Source organism: Streptomyces sp. NBC_01257 (genome assembly GCF_035917255.1).
In the GTDB taxonomy this organism is placed as follows: domain Bacteria; phylum Actinomycetota; class Actinomycetes; order Streptomycetales; family Streptomycetaceae; genus Streptomyces.
In genome coordinates this window covers 1-16,408 of the sequence record NZ_CP108472.1, presented here as the reverse complement: position 1 = coordinate 16,408, position 16,408 = coordinate 1, and the positions used below count along the sequence as shown (strand labels likewise).

Genomic DNA, 16,408 nt, shown 5'->3' with positions numbered 1-16,408 from the left:
AGGCTAGCGTCAGCTCATGCGTATCTTGCATCTCTCCGACACCCATCTCGATCGGTCCGGCGGCCCTGACGCCGATGGCGCGGATGGCACTGCTGCACTGCGCGGGCTGCTGGCCGAACTGGGCCATCTGCGCGACCTCGGCGCGGTGGTGGTCACCGGCGACGTCGCGGACGACGGTTCGCGCGAGGCATACGCACGGGCGCGTGAACTCCTGGCCGACTACGCGGGCCGACGAGGGGCTAACGTCTTCTACACGACTGGTAACCACGACGACCGCACCGCATTCGCCGACGTGCTCGGCATCGGCCACTTCCAGCCCGAGACGGCATATGAGGGAGCGGCCGGTGAGCGGGCGGGGGCGAGCACAGTGGATGGATGGCGGCTGATCACACTGGACACGCTCGTGCCGGGCAAGGGCTACGGCCGGCTGGACGGCGGCCAACTCGACTGGCTCCGCGAACTGCTGGCCACGGCGGCACCGGTGGGCACCGTCCTGGCCTTCCACCACCCGCCGGTCGCACTGGACGTCGAGGTTCAGCGAGCGCTGGGCCTGCAGAACAGCGCCGAACTGGCCGAGACGATCCGCGGGACCGACGTCCAGCTCATCCTCTGCGGGCACTTCCACCTGCAGATCCTGGGGCGCCTGGAGCAGGCCACCGTCTCGGTCACGCCTGGCGTCGTGAGCCGCATCGACTTGACCGCCCGCCCCGGCACCGAGCGCGCCGTCCACGGCCCGTCGGCCTCCCTCGTCCACCTCGGAGCGCCCCACGGCCCACTCATCCACACGCTCCACGCCCGGGATCCACGAATGGGGGAGACGGTCTACGAGGCCGACGAAGAGGAGATGCGCGAGGTCATCGGAAGGCTCGGACCCTCCGCAGCGAGCCCGACCTGAGTCTGGGACACACTTGACCGCCCCACTTGCCCCTCGTTACGGCTGCTTGCTGTTCGAATCGGGAGCCCGTCTGGGCGCTGTCCGAAGGGCTGAACAACTACTGCCTAATCTCGGTTCTGGCACAGATCTTGGGGACCGGTCGCAGAGGGACCGCGTCGTTCGATTGAAAGGGTGGTCGCGAGCCCGGCTGTCCGGCCCGAACGCTCACCTCGTAGCCTCCGCATGTGACTGCTGATCCGTTCCGGTGCCGCTGCGTCCTCTGCCATGATTACGGCGACCGAGACGAAGCGGACCGCATGGATCTGACGATCATCGAGAATGTGCAGCAGCACGGATGGCACGTCGTCATGGTTCCCGAGGACGACATCGGTCCTGGATTCGCTTACACGATCGGCCTCGCACACACTCACGGCGCTTCTGAGCTCGCCATGTTCGGACTCGATATCCACGCCATGCACCGCATGCTCAACAGCATCGGAGAGAAGTCCGCCGCGTGCGCTGTACTGGCTGACGGCCAGAGGCACCCTGGCATTGTCGACGGTCACCACGTCGCGCTCAGGCACGTTGACCTCCGCTGGTACCGGACCTTCTTCGGGCGGGCCATCGGGTTCTACCGACGACCTCCCTTCCCTGTTCTGCAAGTCGCGTGGCCCGACGCGGATGACCGTTTTCACTGGGAAGAACAGGCTGAGGAACGGCATCGGCTGTCGCAGCCTCAGTTGTGGCAGCCGCCGAGTGAGCACCCTGACCAACTCGGTCTGGACCGTCGGCGTCGCGGGCGCTATGGCGCCGGTTACTGAGATTGAACTCGTGAAGTCGTAGGGGCTGACCGGGGTGCTTGCCTGCGGTATCACGGGAGGATGAGGTATCCACAGGGTGGCGGGTTGACCGCTGAACGGCAGTGCAAGCGCGAGGAGTTACGGCTCCGGGCAGCTGAGCGGTTCGCTGTGGGCGAGGGCAGTTCAGCGATTGCCAGGGATCTACGGGTCAGCGTCCGGTCGGTGCAGCGATGGCGTCAAGCGTGGGCCGAGGGCGGCCCACGCTCCCTGCGATCGCAGGGGCCTGCATCGCTGCCGCGACTGAGTGAGAAGCAGTTTGCTCAGCTGGAGTCGGAGCTGGCCAAGGGGCCGGCCGCGCATGGCTGGGAGGACCAGCGCTGGACTCTGAGCCGTGTGAAGACGGTGATCGGACGGCGCTTCCACCTCACGTACACGATTCAGGGTGTCCGCAAGTTGTTGGTGCGTAACGGCTGGTCCTGCCAGGTCCCGGCCCGTCGTGCCATGGAGCGGGACGATGATGCGGTGGCCGGGTGGGTCAAGGAGGTGTGGCCCCGCGCGGAAGGCTGGCGGCGGCCCGTGGAGGATGGCTGGTCTTCGAGGACGAAGCCGGCTTCTCGATGACGCCGTCGCACGCCAAGACCTGGTCGCAGCGCGGGCGGACCCCGGTGGTGCGGGTCCGCGGCCGCTCACGCAGACGGATATCGATCGCCGCGCTGACCTGCTACAAATCCGGCCACCGATCCCGGCTGATCTACCGGCCGCGACGGGACGACGGCCGGCGCGACGGGCGCAAGAGCTTCTCCTGGCGCGACTACCGGGACCTTCTGATCGCAGCCCACCAACAGCTCGGCGGCCCGATCGTCCTCATCTGGGACAACCTCAACGTCCACAAAGCCGCCGGACTCCGGGAGTTCGCCGGATCCCGCGACTGGCTGACCATCCACTACCTGCCTGCATACGCACCCGACCTCAACCCCGTCGAAGGCATCTGGTCCCTGCTACGTCGCGGCTGGCTCTCCAACGTCGCCTTCTCCACGCCAGAACACCTCATCCGCACCCTCCGGAGCGGCCTACGGCACATCCAGTACCGCAGCAACCTCATCGACGGCTGCCTCACCGAGACCGGCCTGACCATCAAATCCGCATGACGACACCACGAGTTAAACCTCAGTAGTCAGACGATTACGTGGCGAGAAACGTTGCTTTACTGAGGTAGGGGGAATTCAGATGTTTTCAACTCTGCGGAATGTAATTGCAAGTACAGTTTTCCTCCTGTGTGTTGGGCTCGCCTCTGCGTGCGGCTCGACGCCTGCCTTGGGTGATGTGTCTAGCGTGGATGAGTCCGAGATTATCGGTTCCTGGCGGGGTGAGGATGGGGGAGCTGCTGTTCTTGTTCTGGAGAAGGGCGGAAGGTTTTCGGCGAATTCGTTGAATACCTCCCATACGGGTGGTGCGGGAGTGGAGGTGATTTCGAAGGAACTAATCAAAGGGAAGGGGGAGTGGTCGCTTGACGACTATGCCGACGAGTGGGTGGTGAACCTAAGATTTGAGTCGGGAGGAACAGCCACGCTTCGAGTGGCTACCCGTAAAAGAGAGCTGGTTCTCTGGGCCTACGTTGGGGATGGAGAGTCATCTATCATAAGAAGACCTGAAAGCGGGTGATGTTGAGGCTGGGGTTTGCCCGCGTATATGGACATCTCTTGAGGGGCAAATCGTGGGATCGGGCGTATAGGTGTTGTGGTCGTGGAAGGCGTAGCCTGGTATTCGCGCCTCATTGACACCGTCACCCAATACAGTGAACTTGCGGAACGCGTTGACGTCGTCGGTCTGAAAAGGGCCTGCGTTTCGGGGGCGGAGCGAGCGGAAGGTCCTTCAGCCTGCGCTGATAGCGGTCGTGGACTCGGTCTGAGAAGCGACCACAGTCCGGACATGCCGCCCCCACCGCGCGGCCTCTCGCCATCACCTCGACCGTGCCGACCGCGGCCGTAACCGCCTCGATGTCCACCTCGTCGATCCCGTCGAACACCAGCGAGTCCCAGAACGGTGCATCGGTCTGCATGACCAGCACGATCACGGTCAACAACTGACCACGGCAGCGGCCGACGGACACCTGAGGGAGCGTCAATTCCGATGGGGAACTACAGGGCGTACGCGGTCTCGCGCGAACCAGTCTTCTCGCAATCGAACAGCGAGGTAACGCTGAGCGACGACTCCCCAAGATCTGTGCCAGAACCGAGAGCGGACAGCAGATGTTCACGACTTGGGGATGCACCGGAGCCACCGCGAATTCGAACGCTGAATCTCCGACCCGGGAGGCGCCCTGGATGTGCTCAGCGGCCGCCCGTGTCCGGGGGCACAGGACGTGGCAGTGGCTGACGCCACTCGCCCGACCTCGCGAGGAGGAACCGGCGGGCAAGAGAACGGATGTCGTCCCACGCCGGATCCGTGGCCAGGGCGTTGCCCCAGAGGCCGACGCGGCAGGTGGCGTCGATCTCGCCGAGGCGCTGGCCGATGGCCCGGAGATTACGCATGTCTTCGGGCTCGAAGGCTCTGCGCTCCGCGAGTTCTTCGGAGACACGGCAGAGCAGCTCCACCTCTTCGACGGCGTCCTTCGTCTCCAGTTCACGCTCGCCCAGCCAAACAAGCTGATCTCGGGCGTCGGCTGCCAGGAGAGCCATGAAGCGCAGCGTCCAGGTGCGCAGGTGCGCCTCGCCGAGATGGTTCATGGTTCCAGGATCGCACCTGCCCACCGCAACCGTTCGATGGTGCGGAGGGTGCCATCGGCTGGCGCGGTGCTCGCGTCAGCGGGAGCTCCGTGTCGTCGTCCACGTGGAACCACGTCACGGACGGCTCTCCGAGCCGGCCGCAGGTCCGGTAGTCGAGAGCGATCCAGCAGTGACCATCACCGGAAAGCAGAACCAGAGGCGAAGGGAGACCCCACTCCTCAACCAGGTAATCCGAGTCCAGCAAAGACGGCTGGCCGTCTTGACGGCCGATGCCCCTGATCTCGTCGAGCGGAACGTGGTCCTCGCTCCACGACGTCGGCACGTCCGTCGGGAACGCGTTCCACGACTCCGCGACCAGGCCACCGTTCTGAACCCGCAGGATGTCCAGCAACGAGGCCGGCAGGCGAACGCCGAGCCGACACTCGGCGTCCTGGATGACCGCGTCGGTCAGCGGAGGCTGAACCCCATACACGCCCTCGTCCCAGAACGTCGTCTTCACCTCATCGAACCGAGCCACAAACGCACCCTATTGACCCAGCAGATCAGCTTGACGATCTATAGGAGCTTCAAAGAGCCACGAAGGGCCATCCGATCCCGACACGTTACAGAGCGTGTGAGCTCCACAGAAGTTGGACCAGAACCCAATCTCGTGGACAAAGCCCAAGGGACTTCCTGCGTGGCGGATGCGCTGGGCCGCGGCCGTCCAGATGCCCAGAGCTGTACATGCACTCGCGCCGCAGGCTCGCCCCGGTGAGACGGACGCGGGCTCATCCCTCATCTGGGCCTGGGTCTGTGCAGCGCTGGCGGCCGTGCTGGCCTGCACCGTCACGGCAACGCTCAGTGCCGGCATCCAGGCCCACCCGGGCGCCGGGATGCTGGGCTTGATTATCTGCATCCTCCTGGCTCTGCTGGGGCTGACCGTCACGGCATTCCTCCTGGCGACCGCGACCTCGATCGAAACCAGTGTCTGGCAAGCCCTTCTTCTTTTCCCTCGTCGCGTTCCCGGCCGTGCTATCCGCGGGCCTGCTCATTCTGTGGCTCGTAGCTGTCTAGCAACCCTGGGAGTGGCTCGCGGACCACCTCGGGGTGATCCGGAGGAAGGGCCATGGCGGGACGGCTGCATCGCTTTCGGTGGCTGTGACCGTGGTGGGTTGTCCCGGGCGCTGAAGGAACTGCCCGATCGTGTTCGGCACCGTTGCCTGCCGACCGGGCGGCTGGGACTCTGGTCGCATGGTCGACACTCACTCGCGCGGGTACCTGCTTGCCGCACGCTGGATGGTCCGGTGCGGAATCCCGTTCTTCGTACTCGGTCTGGCCGGCGTTGCTGGTGCGCATAGCGACGGGGCGATGTCGTGGACGTGTGAATCGACTTGCCGACGCGTGGAAAGCGGGCTGTGGAGCAGCGTTGGGACGGCCGGCGCGCTGAGTACCGTGACAGGGGTGGTGCTGCTGGTTGCGGCGTTCCTGATGGTCATGCTCCGCAGGCCCCGCTCCGAGGGAGGAAGCGATGGAAGGTGATGGACGCCGCCTGTCTCACACGCAGAGTTCCCAGGCCAAGCGCCTACGCCCGCGTTACCAAACACCCCTGTTGGAATGAAACGCTCTTCTACGCCTTTCGTTCGCGGCTCCGTCGGCTGAGCATTCCGGGGCTCAGCTGCTTATGCCGGGTGGGTTCCCGGAGTCGCGCCCCGACCCGCGGGCGACGTACACGGGGAACATGAGCGAAGAGCAGACGTCCTGGCATTCGGGCGAGGTGGTGCCGGAGAGCGGGATCTACGAGTGCGACTGCGGCGCGGCCACGACTGGAGCACCGACGTGAAAGGCCACCGATTCCCACCCCTCCCGGCGGGCTGCCCCGGGGGCTCGTGGAGGCTCCGGACGGAGGCGCACCCAGACTCCTGACACGCCAAAGGCCCTGACTCACCGGGAGGAAGCCCCGCCTGGTGCTGGAGCCCATATCCGTGCGTGACCCCCATCCCACGGCTGAAGCCCCGCCAACGCCTGCGTTCCCACCCACCCCGTTATCCGTGACTTCTGCGGCCCCGACGCCCCGGACGGCACCCCTTTTTGCCCCGGCACTGCGGCCGAGCCTCGGTGTAGGCGCCGATTGTGGCGTGCCCGCTGCTCGCGTCCCTCGCGTCCCTCGTGTCCCTCGTGTCCCTCTCGTTCTGGCCGGTACTGGAACTGGTACTGGAACTGGAGCTGGTACGGGAGCCGGTACTGGTACTGGTACTGGTACGGGAGCTGGTGCCGGATGCGGCCCTGGCCGTGCGGCGGGTGCCGGGACTGGTCTTCCGTATCCGGGCCCGCCGGTGCATCCGGCTGTCGGCCTCTGTTCAGGCGCCGTGTGCACGGTCTGCCTTTCACGCGTTGTGGGCGAGGGTGGCATCACTGCAGAGCGTCCGGGCCGGCGGGTGCTGTGCCCGGGGGAACTTGGCGCTCCTTCGCCGAGAGCACCGTGTACATCATTGGTTCCGTCCTGACGGATCCCTTCGCGTACACCGGCAGTGCCGGCGCTTCCTGTTGGAGGTGGCATCCCGTTGCCTCGGACGCGCTTGAGCGATCACTCTCCCGCGGCCCGGAACCGGCGGGTGTGGAGCCACCGGGGGTCCGGAGGCGATGGCGACGCCGGCGGAGGACTTGGCCGGGTCGTGGATGCCGATGCCCTCCCGGGCTCCGGGGGACGCTGCCACCAGTGGTGGCCGGTACGCGCCACCCCCAGGCCGACTCGCGGTACGGGCGGGGATGCCGGGCCACAACCGTCATTTACGTCATCCGTACGCGTTCAGTACGCGAAAGGTGCGCTTCAGGCTAGGGTTGGGGGACTGGAGGTGCTGCATGTCAGAGCTGTTCGATGCGGTCGACGCGCTGGTTTCGTCCCGTTCAACGCTGCCGCCTCCGGCGGAACGCAAGAGGCTGCGCCAGGCGCACGGCCTGACGCTGGACGAGGTGGCCGCCGCTCTGCAGGTGCGCCGGGCCACGGTGTCCGGCTGGGAGGCCGGCAGGACCGAACCGCGGCCGCCGGAGCGTGATGCCTACGCCCGCCTGCTGAAGCAGCTTGCCCAGCTCTACCCCGCAGGCGCCCCGGTGCCCTGTGAGGACACGGCGGCCCCCGAGACGCCTGTCCTCGCAGCCGCTCCTGCGCCAACGGGAGCTGAACCGGCCAAAGCCCGCCCCGAACCCGCAGACCAGGCGCCGGGGCCTGTTTCCGAGGACACCGCGCTGGTCTCTGCCGTCGTGCCGGATCCGGTGGCCACGACCAGGCCGGCACCGCGTCGGCCGCCCGCGCGTAAGGCTGCCCCCGCCGCCAGCGACGGCGGTGGTGGTGATGCACGGTTCGAGAACGGGCCGCTCGCGGTCGTCGACGTCGACGCAGATGGTCAGGTGCTGGCGTACTGCGTCGGGGGCCTGGTCCTGGACGTACCGGCGAAGTCGATTGCGGCTCTGGTGGAGTGGACGCTGAGCCAGGGGCGGCTCGGTCAGCCGAAGTTGTCCGGGCCGGGCAAGGACGGCGATCCGCTGCTCGTGCTCACCAGGGCTGCGCTGGAGTATTACGGCCTGCCGGTCACGCTCACACCACAGGAGCGCCTGGCCGGGCGGATCCCGGAGGGCCACAAGGTCATCAAGCAGCTGACGCGCGCCAGCTGGCAGCTGACCAAGCGCGGCTTCGGGCCGTGGGCGCGGATCTACCGCCCCGCGCAGGGCTCGGAGCGGGCGTGCGTGCAGTTGTGCATCCCGTCGTGGGACGCGCTCGACACCCGGCACTGGGCGGACACGGGGCAGCTGCCACCGGCGGATCTGGCCCGGCTGCTGGGCACGTATGCGGCCCGGGTGATGACGCCGCGCGGATCGACCGCCGTGACCGGTCTGGAACTGATGACCGCCCTGCATCCGCCGACCCGTGCCTCCGAACCCGATGAGACGGGCAAGCGGCACTCCGAGCACAACCCCGGCTCGCTGGGCAGGGACCCGGTTCAGTGTGCACCGTGCGAGGCTCCCGACGGCCACCCGCTGCTCGCGGACCTGCCGCGTTTCCACCACCGCACCCCGGCGGAGGTTCTGGTGGAGGAGGCGTACGACTGGGCGCGCCCGCTCACTGACGCCGAATGCCTGCACCGCAACCTGGTGGGCATCGATGTGAACATGGCCTTCGCCGCCGGCGCGAACGGCCTCACGGTCGGCCTGGGCGCACCGGTGCACGTCAAGAACCCCGTCTTCGACGCGAAACTGCCCGGCTCCTGGCTGGTCGACCTGTCCCATGCCGACCTGTCGAGGGTGAAGGTGGCCAAGGACACGTGGGCGGACCTGGACGGCTCGCTGCTGCCCAGCCCGTTCACACCGAAGGGTGAACGGCCCGAGGGCCCGGCGTGGTACGCCACGCCCACCGTCGCCTACGCGGTGGAGCTCGGCTACGACGTGACACCGATCGAGGCGTGGGTGCGCCACGACAACGGCCGTTACCTGGACGGCTGGTACCAGCGGCTGCGCGACGCCTACCTGGCTACGATGGCCGACCTCGGGGTGGGCGCCGATCTGTCGCCGGAGGAGTTCTTGAAGGCGATGGACGGCTACCGGCAGCGTGACCCTGAGCTGGCGATCGTGGTGTCCGCGGTCAAGGCGTCCGTGAAGGGCGGCATCGGCAAGCTGCGCGAGCGCCCGCGCGGCGAGGGCTGGAAACCTGGGCAGCCCTGGCGGGCCCTCGCCCGGCCCACCTGGCGGCCGGACATTCGCGCCGCCGTTATCTCCCGGACCCGGATCAACATGCACCGCAAGATCGTCAAGCATGCCGCTTTCACCGGGCAGTACCCGGTCGCGGTCCTCTCGGACTGCGCCGTCTACGCCTCCCAGGGGCCCTCCCCGCTGGACTTCCTGCCCTACCGGGACGGCAAGCCGCTGCCCGGCGGCTTCAAGCTCGGGGTGAACCCCGGCCTGGTGAAGTGGGAGGGCACCCAGAGCGTGCTGTGGGGCGAGGGCGTCCGCGAGCAGTTCCACGCCCCCGAGCTCAACCTCGCCCGGTACATCAAGGACGGCACCGTCACCGACGTCGACAGGGGAGAGTAGGAGAACGCGACGATGAGCCTGTTCGGGGACGGCCTGGAAGCCGCGGTGCAGAAGGCGTTCACCCGCCCGGCGCCGAAGAGCGCGGGCCCGCAGATGCGCTACCTGGTCAAGCAGCTGGGGGGCACCAAGGCGGTCGCCCAGATGCTGCGCATCTCCCAGCGCACCGTCGAGCGGTACGTGAAGGACCAGATCAGGAAGCCCCGCCCGGACCTCGCCGCCCGCCTGGAGCGCGAGGTGAAGGCCCGCTGGCAGCCGCAGATCCGTGCCAAGGCCAAGGCGAAGGCCGCGTCCACGGGCGGCATCGTCGTCGACACCCGCGCCCGCATCGGCTACACCGCACCGATCGGGTCGACGGACCAGGACCGCATCCGCCACCTGACCATCGCCCTGCCGCCCCGCTACGCCGCCCGCCTCTTCGACGCCCAGGAGCAAGGCGCCACCGACCAGCGGCTCCAGGAGATCGCGGCCGAAGCGCTCAAGGAGGTGTACTTCCAGGACGGCGGCCGCCGCGCCGGCAGCCTGGAAGAGGTCCGGTTCACGGACATCGAACACCTCGAGTTCGACCTGTAGATCCCAGCGGAAGGGCCCGAACCGCCCTCTGGGTGCAGGCCCTTACCGCTGCTCCTGGCTTTGCCGAGCCGGTGAGACCGGGAATTGCCGGACTCCGCGCCTGGAATGCGGCCCGTGAATCAGGACTGGATGAGACAGCGGCTTGAGGCGTTCGACAACCTGACCCTGCGCTGCGAACGCAGGACAGGGCCAGGCCCTTACGCGGGTGATCCGGCACTGTATGAGCAACCGCACCGCGCAGAGCCCACGGTCAAGCAGATCCGGCGGCTCCCAGACCCGCAGCTCGCCGAAAAGCCCGGCCTCGGTCAGACGGCAGGCGAAGACCTGGCCCGCAACGAGGTTCACAGAGGCACTGGGCATCCTTGCCGACCTGGACGACCGGGCTGCCCGGCTCCCACCGGATGCGCCCACCCTGCCCGCCGGCCGGCTCCCAACCCTGGGCGTGGGAGCCGGCCGCCGACCTCGCCGAGGACTCCACGAGGGTCCGGGTGACAACAGCTGTGATGCCGGCGAACCCAGAGGGTCCGGGTGACAACAGCTGTGATGCCGGCGAACCCAGAGGGTCCGGGTGACAACAGCTGTGATGCGGCGAGCCCACCGCGATCTTGAGCATGTGCCGTCCGATCACTGAGGGGACGTGACTGATCGTGGTCAGCCAGTGCGGGCGACAGGAAGGCTGTCGTGGGGGATGGGGGCGTGATTTGCTATGTGCCCGAACAGGGCCTGAGGGAGTTGCTGGACCGGTGGTGAGCGGGGTGCATTTCGCGGGGGGCGTGCGGCCGGACGGCCTGCCGGCGGCGCTGTCGGATTCGGTACGGCTCGCAGCGGTGGCGGCCACGCGGTTGCTGGACACCGGGCCGGAGGAGGCCTTCGAGGACCTGGCGACGCTGGCGGCGCGGGTGACCGGCTCCGGGCGGGCGTTCGTGACCCTGGTCGATGCCGACCGCTCATTCTGGAAGACCTGCATCGGCGTGGACGCCGAAGAGCTGTCCGACCGGCAGAACGCGGTGCGCGAGAGCTTCTGCTACTTCCTCGTCGGCCTGGACGGGGAATCCTTCATCGTGGACGACGCGGCCGCTGACCCGCGTACCCGCGACCACCCCTCGCTCACGCCCATGCGCATCGGCGCATGGGCCGGCTACCCCCTTCTGTCCCCGCAGGGGCAGGTACTGGGAAGTCTCTGCGTCATCGACGACAAACCCCGCACCTGGACACCGGGAGATCTGACGACCCTGGCAACACTGGCTCGCTCGGTCTCGGCGGAAATTCACCTGCGGCAGAGCCTGGAATCCTCCCGCCAGGCGCACCGGGTCTCCGCCGATCTCGCCCACAGCCTCCAGCAGGGACTGCTGCCGCCGACACTGCGCCCCGTACCGGGCCTGGAGACCGCTGCGTCCTACCTCCCGGCATCGACCAGCGGACGGGCCGGGGTCGAGGTCGGCGGGGACTTCTACGACCTCTTCCACACCCACGGGCACTACTACGGAGCGGTACTCGGAGACGTGTGCGGCAAGGGCGTGGCCGCAGCGCAGGTGACCTCGATGGCTCGCTACACGGTTCGGGCCGACGCCGGACAGACGCCGTCACCGGCCGCGCTTCTGGACCGGCTGAACACCGCGATGCTGGAACAGCGGGCCCCCCGCTTCCTGACCGCCGTATACACCACCTTCCGCATCACCCGGGCCGGGCTGTCCGGACGCATCGCACTGGGAGGCCACCTGCCGGCACTGGTGCGCCGCGCCGACGGCCGTATCCAGCAGCTCGGAACGCCGGGCACGCTGCTGGGTGTGCTGCCCACCACGCAGCTGACCGATGTGCGCTACCGCCTGGCGCCCGGCGACCTGCTGCTGCTCTACACCGACGGGGCCTGTGAGGGCCGGCCGCGCCCCGGTACCCCGGCCGCCGCCCCGCCGACCTTCGGTGAGGCCGAGCTCGCCGCGGCGCTGGCCGCCACGACCGGCCTGGACGCTGCCGCGACGGTCAAGGAACTGGCCGCCGTGCTGTCCGATCACCACGGCGGGTGGGCCAGCGATGACACTGCCCTGCTGGCCCTGCGCGTCCCCCCCAGCGCCTGACGGTCTCCACCAGCCCCCAGGAGTGACATGCCGGTCAGATGGACCACGCGGGCGGACCCGACCACGACCTGACCGTCCCCAACGCCCGGTTCCATAGCCCTGACACCTACGTGCTGACCCCTGAGGCATCGCGGGCCCGGACAGCCATGTGGAATTCGGAACAGCCTTTGCCCGCGCCGCCGCGTCCGGCTACCCCTGACCGTGGCCCTGCCCGGCCCTGTGAACGAGACCTTTCTTGGACGGCTGTCCGTCACCTGGCCTTCTCCACGAGACTGGGTTCTGGCACAACTCCCGTGAAGCCGTACCGATCCTCGGCGTCCGAGGCCGGCGACCCTGGCGAACCGGCAGGCCAGCAGCGCGTCCAGAGGCCAGCGCGAGCCCCGGCCGACGGGGCTTCACGGAAGTTGCGCCAGAGCCCGGGGTCCGGCAGCACCAAGGAGCCGTTGGTCCGGGTTCCGGGCCCTGACGTACGTTCGGGCCCATGACGCAGGCCCTGAAAACCCGACCGGTGGCCCAGTGAGCGGCTGGTGGGCCTACCTGGAGGAACGGACCTGCCGGGAGGTGGACGCCGCCGTGCTGCGGGATCGTCGGCTGTCGGCGGTCAGGTCCGTCTGGGAGGCATTGCGTCCGCTGGGGATAGGCCTGCACGAGGCCGAGCGGGTGGTCCACACACGATACGAGGCCCTCGGCGACCGAGTGCAGCACACCCCGCCGGATCCGCTCGACCTTCCGTCACTCGCAGCGCGCGCCGCAGCCCTCCCGGGCCGGGTGGCCGCGGTGGAGGCGGTCTGGGACGGCGACACCGTGCACGACTACTGGTTCGTGTTCCTGGTCGCGGTCCTGGATTTCCCCAGACGGGGCGAGCCGCCTGGCGACCGTCTACCGCCGCCCTGACGGCTCTCCGCCCGGCATTGCCTCCGCCAAGGCGGGCCGGGCGCTGGCCCGCCACCTTGGCGTGCCATTTCACTTCGCTTCGCCGGATGCCCCGGACGATGATGAGGATCCCTGAAAACGGCCGGCACCCCATTCCGCCGAAGCGGGTGGCAAGGGGGCCGGCCCAACCGAACTTGTATGCCCTGCTGCCGAAATCGGGCGGACGGCCACCGAGCCGGCCTCGCTTCAGGCCACGGCCAACCTGGTCGGACGGCTATGGAACGACAACGCGGACCCCTCGCCGCCGCAGGTGGGTCCGGACAGCACGTGAGGAATACACACGGCCGGGCAGGACGGCCCCGACCGGGGCTGAAGTTACCGAGATTAGGATCCCGTGCATGACTCAGAGGCCCGGAACGGAGCAACAGGCCGTAAGGCAGCAGAGGTTCACAGGCATGCGCCCGACGGAACCGCCTCCGACCGGAGCCGACGCCCTTGAGGTGACCACCCACTACCTGGAACATTTCCGCAGGGAGTACACGCGCACCCGCGAGTTGATGAAGATGAAGGCGCGACGGACCACGGTGGGCATCGCCGCTCTGAACGGAATGATCGCGGTGCTGGGCGTAGCAGTCGCGGCCTGGCGGGCCTACGCTCCCTGGCTCGGGTTGGCCAGCACCGCGGTAGCAGGCGTGATCGGCGTGATCACGGCGTGGAGCGGCCTCATGCGTCACCACGATCTGTGGCAGCAGCGGAGCCTGATCCTTGCGGAACTCCAACGCATCATCAGAAATGTCGAGCGTCGCGAAGCGGCGGGCGAGGACCGGCAGACCATCGCGCAAGAGGCGATGGAACTGCTTGACGCGACACTCAGCCAGGATGCCAGCAACTGGGGCAGCCTCACCCGCACCCCACTGGCCGGAGCCCAACCACCGACGCTCCCGGCGGCGCCCGGCGACCGCACCCAGGAGTAACGAGGACGCGCCGCGGGCAGACGTGGTCAGCGGTCACACAAGCGCCCAGACGGCCGAAGAGCGCCGACGCCAACTGGAACACGGGAATGCTCGCCCTCTGCAGGGGCGAACTCTTCCTGGGTCTAATGAGAAACAGCTGCATGGCTGCGCTTCGACCCCGCCCCGCGACGCGCTCCTACACCCACCGCATTCCGACCTCGGACAGCTGCTCCATCCGCTCCGGGGTCAGCGCGGCGGCCCGGCTGCGCTGATTGTTGACCCACGCCCCCAGGCGGAACTGGTCCTCGTGACTGTCTTCGGAGAGCACGATCTCCACGTGCTTACGTGGCACCTTGAGGTGTCCCTCGCGCTCGAAGAACTGCCGGGCGGCCGCGAGGTTGGCGACCCATTTATCGGCCTGCGTACGACGCGGCTTCGGCTTCTCTTCCTCGGGCACAGGCGTGACCCCGAGGACCTGCTCGCACATCCACTGCTGCACGCCACTCAGCTGGTCCCACCCGTAGCGAACCGACGTCACCCACCGCCCGAGGTCTTCACCCTGGCGCAGGACCTCGCCCGCCTCGGCGGGCACCGCCTCGCCCGCGTCCAGATGCATCCGCACGAGGTGGAAGCACCGCTGCCACGTCACGGGCCACGACGGGCACCAGGACGCGTCGATCTCCTCCAGCTGCTCGCGTCGGTCCTCCGACAGCGCCCCGGCCACCGATCCCACCAGCAGGCCCTCGGCACGCCGCTGCTCGTTCTCGGCAGCCTTGCGGGCGGCGGCCCGCGCGTTCTTCAGCCAGATGCCCACCGCCGCGCCCTGGAAGGTGGCGTCCAGCGGGGCCAGGAGGTGGCCGTGTTCGGCGGCCCACCCGCGCGCGGCGGTCAGGCCCGCCTCCCATGCGACGTCGAAGTGGGACCAGATCATGCCGAGCTTCTCCAGCTGTGCGACACGGGCCTCGTCCATATCCCCGCGGGCGTAGAAGCGGCGGGCGTCGGCGGTCCACTGCCCCAGCGGGAACCCGGCGAGCGAGGCCGGCCACCCCTGGCCTTCAGACTCCTGGTCGTTGACGGCCGGGACACGAAACGTGAACGGCACCCGCAGGTCACCGCGCTCGCGCGCGTAGATCACAGCGGCCTCCACACCCCGGCGCCAGTGCTCATGCTCCGGATTGATGACCCGCAGGTTGATGAACGCTGCCAAAGCAGCCGGGTCGCGTGGCGTGGAGAACTTCAGCAGGGCCCTGGCGGGGGAGCTCACGCTCCCGGAGCCCTCGCCGCTCCCCTTGCTGACGGGCTTGCAGGCGCTCGGGGCCTGCTGCTCCGCGAGGGCCTCCACGATCCGCGCGTCGTGCGCCCGCAGCGCCTCCAAGAGCTTGGCCAGCCCGCCGAACGCCCGGGAGGTCAGCATGTTGTCCGCCGTCTCGCCCGGTCCGAGCAGCACCGGCACCACGAGCGAGGCCACCTTGCCCTCGCCTGGCTGCATCCGCAGCGCCCGGCCCACGGCCTGGACCAGGTCGGGCATGGAACCGCGTACGTCGGCCCAGTAGACGGAGTCGCAGTGCTTGGTGTCGACGCCCTCGCCCAGGACCTTCACCGAGCACAGGAAACACTTCTCCACCACGGTGCCATCGGTGGCGATCCCGTCGGCGAACTCGCCCAGCAGACGCCGCCGGTGGAGCGGCTTATGGTCGCCGCACAGCCAGTTTGCCCAGATCGTGGCCGGATACAGCTCAGGGTCGGAGGCATGCAGCTGCGCGGCGACGTCGGGGAGGCCGGCCGCAAACGCCTCGGCCTCCTTCACCATGTGGTGGAAGACCAGCGTGCGGCGGAAGCCCTCCTCCGAGGATGCCTTCACCAGCGCGGTCTGGAGAGCGGCGAGCCGGGCCCCGCGGACCTCTGCCGAGCGGCCTTCGGCGCCCAGGAGCTGCGCGGCCTGGAGCGCGGTGTCGGTGACGTCCACGCATACAACCTGGTAGGGGGCACAGATTCCCCGGTCGATGGCCTCCGAGAGCGTCAGCGTGAAGCAGCGGCTACCGAAAGGCCCGTCCGGGTTGTCGTCCATGCTCGCGACCAGCTCGCCCGGTGCGCCGGTCTCGTCCTCGTCCCCGAGCTGCCACAGCCGGGGCGTGGCCGTCATGTAGAGGCGGCGCAGGGACGGAATCTTCTGGTTGTCGTGGACGACCGCCCACGGCTTCCCGATCCGGCCAGAAACGCGGTGGGCCTCGTCCACGACGATCAGGTCCCAAGCCGAAAGGCCGGCGACGTGCGCCCGCTCAAGCGTGCCCAGACCGAGGCTGGCGTACGTGGCGTACACGGTGACCTTGTCCAGGCCACGGGTCCACTCCACCAGTTCGTCCACGTCCGTGGTGTTTGGGAAGGACACCTCCTCGCCCCGCAACGAGGACACCCCGATCACCGGCCCCCGGCGGCCCCCCTCGCGCCATGCGGACTCCGTCTGGGCGAGCAGGTC

Annotated in this window: 13 protein-coding genes and 1 pseudogene; 9 read left to right on the top strand and 5 right to left on the bottom strand. The window is 68.5% G+C overall.

The genetic code is table 11. The features are described from left to right. Positions 1–16 precede the first annotated feature (16 nt). From OG408_RS00065 to OG408_RS00045, 4 genes are all read left to right on the top strand, one after another. Complete coding sequence (locus OG408_RS00065) at positions 17–895, top strand: metallophosphoesterase (RefSeq protein ID WP_326667215.1); 879 nt, start codon at positions 17–19, stop codon at positions 893–895. A 224-nt stretch (positions 896–1,119) separates the two neighbouring features. Further along, a complete protein-coding gene (locus tag OG408_RS00060) occupies positions 1,120–1,695 on the top strand; it encodes a DUF4262 domain-containing protein (protein WP_326667212.1) in 576 nt (191 codons plus the stop codon). Positions 1,696–1,755: 60 nt separating this feature from the next. Further along, positions 1,756–2,822, top strand: a protein-coding gene (locus tag OG408_RS40070) for an IS630 family transposase (protein WP_442805982.1) whose coding sequence is annotated in 2 segments (ribosomal slippage) — positions 1,756–2,199 and positions 2,202–2,822 — 1,065 coding nt in all. Because the reading frame shifts where the segments join, the coding sequence is not laid out codon by codon here. Positions 2,823–3,006: 184 nt separating this feature from the next. Continuing rightward, the gene (locus OG408_RS00045; protein WP_326667210.1) at positions 3,007–3,336 is read left to right on the top strand and encodes a hypothetical protein; all 330 of its coding nucleotides are present in this window, start codon (positions 3,007–3,009) and stop codon (positions 3,334–3,336) included. A 121-nt stretch (positions 3,337–3,457) separates the two neighbouring features. On the opposite strand, the gene OG408_RS00040 is transcribed toward OG408_RS00045, so the two are convergent. The 3 genes from OG408_RS00040 to OG408_RS40065 form a co-directional block, all read right to left on the bottom strand. Beyond that, complete coding sequence (locus OG408_RS00040) at positions 3,458–3,784, bottom strand: transposase family protein (RefSeq protein WP_326667209.1); 327 nt, start codon at positions 3,782–3,784, stop codon at positions 3,458–3,460. Between the two features lie 220 nt (positions 3,785–4,004). Further along, positions 4,005–4,400 carry a hypothetical protein gene (locus OG408_RS00035; RefSeq protein ID WP_326667208.1) on the bottom strand — a complete coding sequence of 132 codons (396 nt, stop codon included), beginning with the start codon at positions 4,398–4,400 and terminating at the stop codon, positions 4,005–4,007. Further along, positions 4,297–4,872, bottom strand: a complete 576-nt coding sequence (locus tag OG408_RS40065; RefSeq protein WP_442806115.1) for an SMI1/KNR4 family protein — start codon at positions 4,870–4,872, stop codon at positions 4,297–4,299. The genes OG408_RS00035 and OG408_RS40065 overlap by 104 nt, the downstream gene beginning before the upstream one ends. Before the next feature lie 2,366 nt (positions 4,873–7,238). On the opposite strand from OG408_RS40065, the gene tap reads away from it, so the two are divergent. The 4 genes from tap to OG408_RS00015 all read left to right on the top strand — a co-directional run bounded on the left by tap (position 7,239) and on the right by OG408_RS00015 (position 13,000). After that, on the top strand, positions 7,239–9,461 hold the full coding sequence (tap, locus tag OG408_RS00030; protein WP_326667207.1) for a telomere-associated protein Tap: 2,223 nt from the start codon (positions 7,239–7,241) through the stop codon (positions 9,459–9,461). Between the two features lie 12 nt (positions 9,462–9,473). Then, a complete protein-coding gene (gene tpg / locus OG408_RS00025; protein WP_326667204.1) occupies positions 9,474–10,031 on the top strand; it encodes a telomere-protecting terminal protein Tpg in 558 nt (185 codons plus the stop codon). Positions 10,032–10,777: 746 nt separating this feature from the next. Beyond that, the gene (locus OG408_RS00020; protein WP_442805981.1) at positions 10,778–12,106 is read left to right on the top strand and encodes a PP2C family protein-serine/threonine phosphatase; all 1,329 of its coding nucleotides are present in this window, start codon (positions 10,778–10,780) and stop codon (positions 12,104–12,106) included. Between the two features lie 516 nt (positions 12,107–12,622). Beyond that, positions 12,623–13,000: a hypothetical protein gene (locus OG408_RS00015; protein ID WP_326667200.1), complete on the top strand. Its 378-nt coding sequence runs from the start codon at positions 12,623–12,625 to the stop codon at positions 12,998–13,000. Between the two features lie 172 nt (positions 13,001–13,172). On the opposite strand, the pseudogene OG408_RS40060 reads toward OG408_RS00015, so the two are convergent. Then, a pseudogene (locus tag OG408_RS40060) lies at positions 13,173–13,334 on the bottom strand (IS5/IS1182 family transposase); the annotation flags it as partial. A gap of 145 nt (positions 13,335–13,479) precedes the next feature. Between OG408_RS40060 and OG408_RS00010 the strand changes: the two are divergent. Next, on the top strand, positions 13,480–13,953 hold the full coding sequence (locus OG408_RS00010) for an SLATT domain-containing protein (protein ID WP_285574570.1): 474 nt from the start codon (positions 13,480–13,482) through the stop codon (positions 13,951–13,953). A 175-nt stretch (positions 13,954–14,128) separates the two neighbouring features. Here the strand turns inward: OG408_RS00010 and OG408_RS00005 are convergent. Next, a partial coding sequence (locus OG408_RS00005) for a DEAD/DEAH box helicase (RefSeq protein WP_326667195.1) occupies positions 14,129–16,408 on the bottom strand: 2,280 nt, incomplete at its 5' end.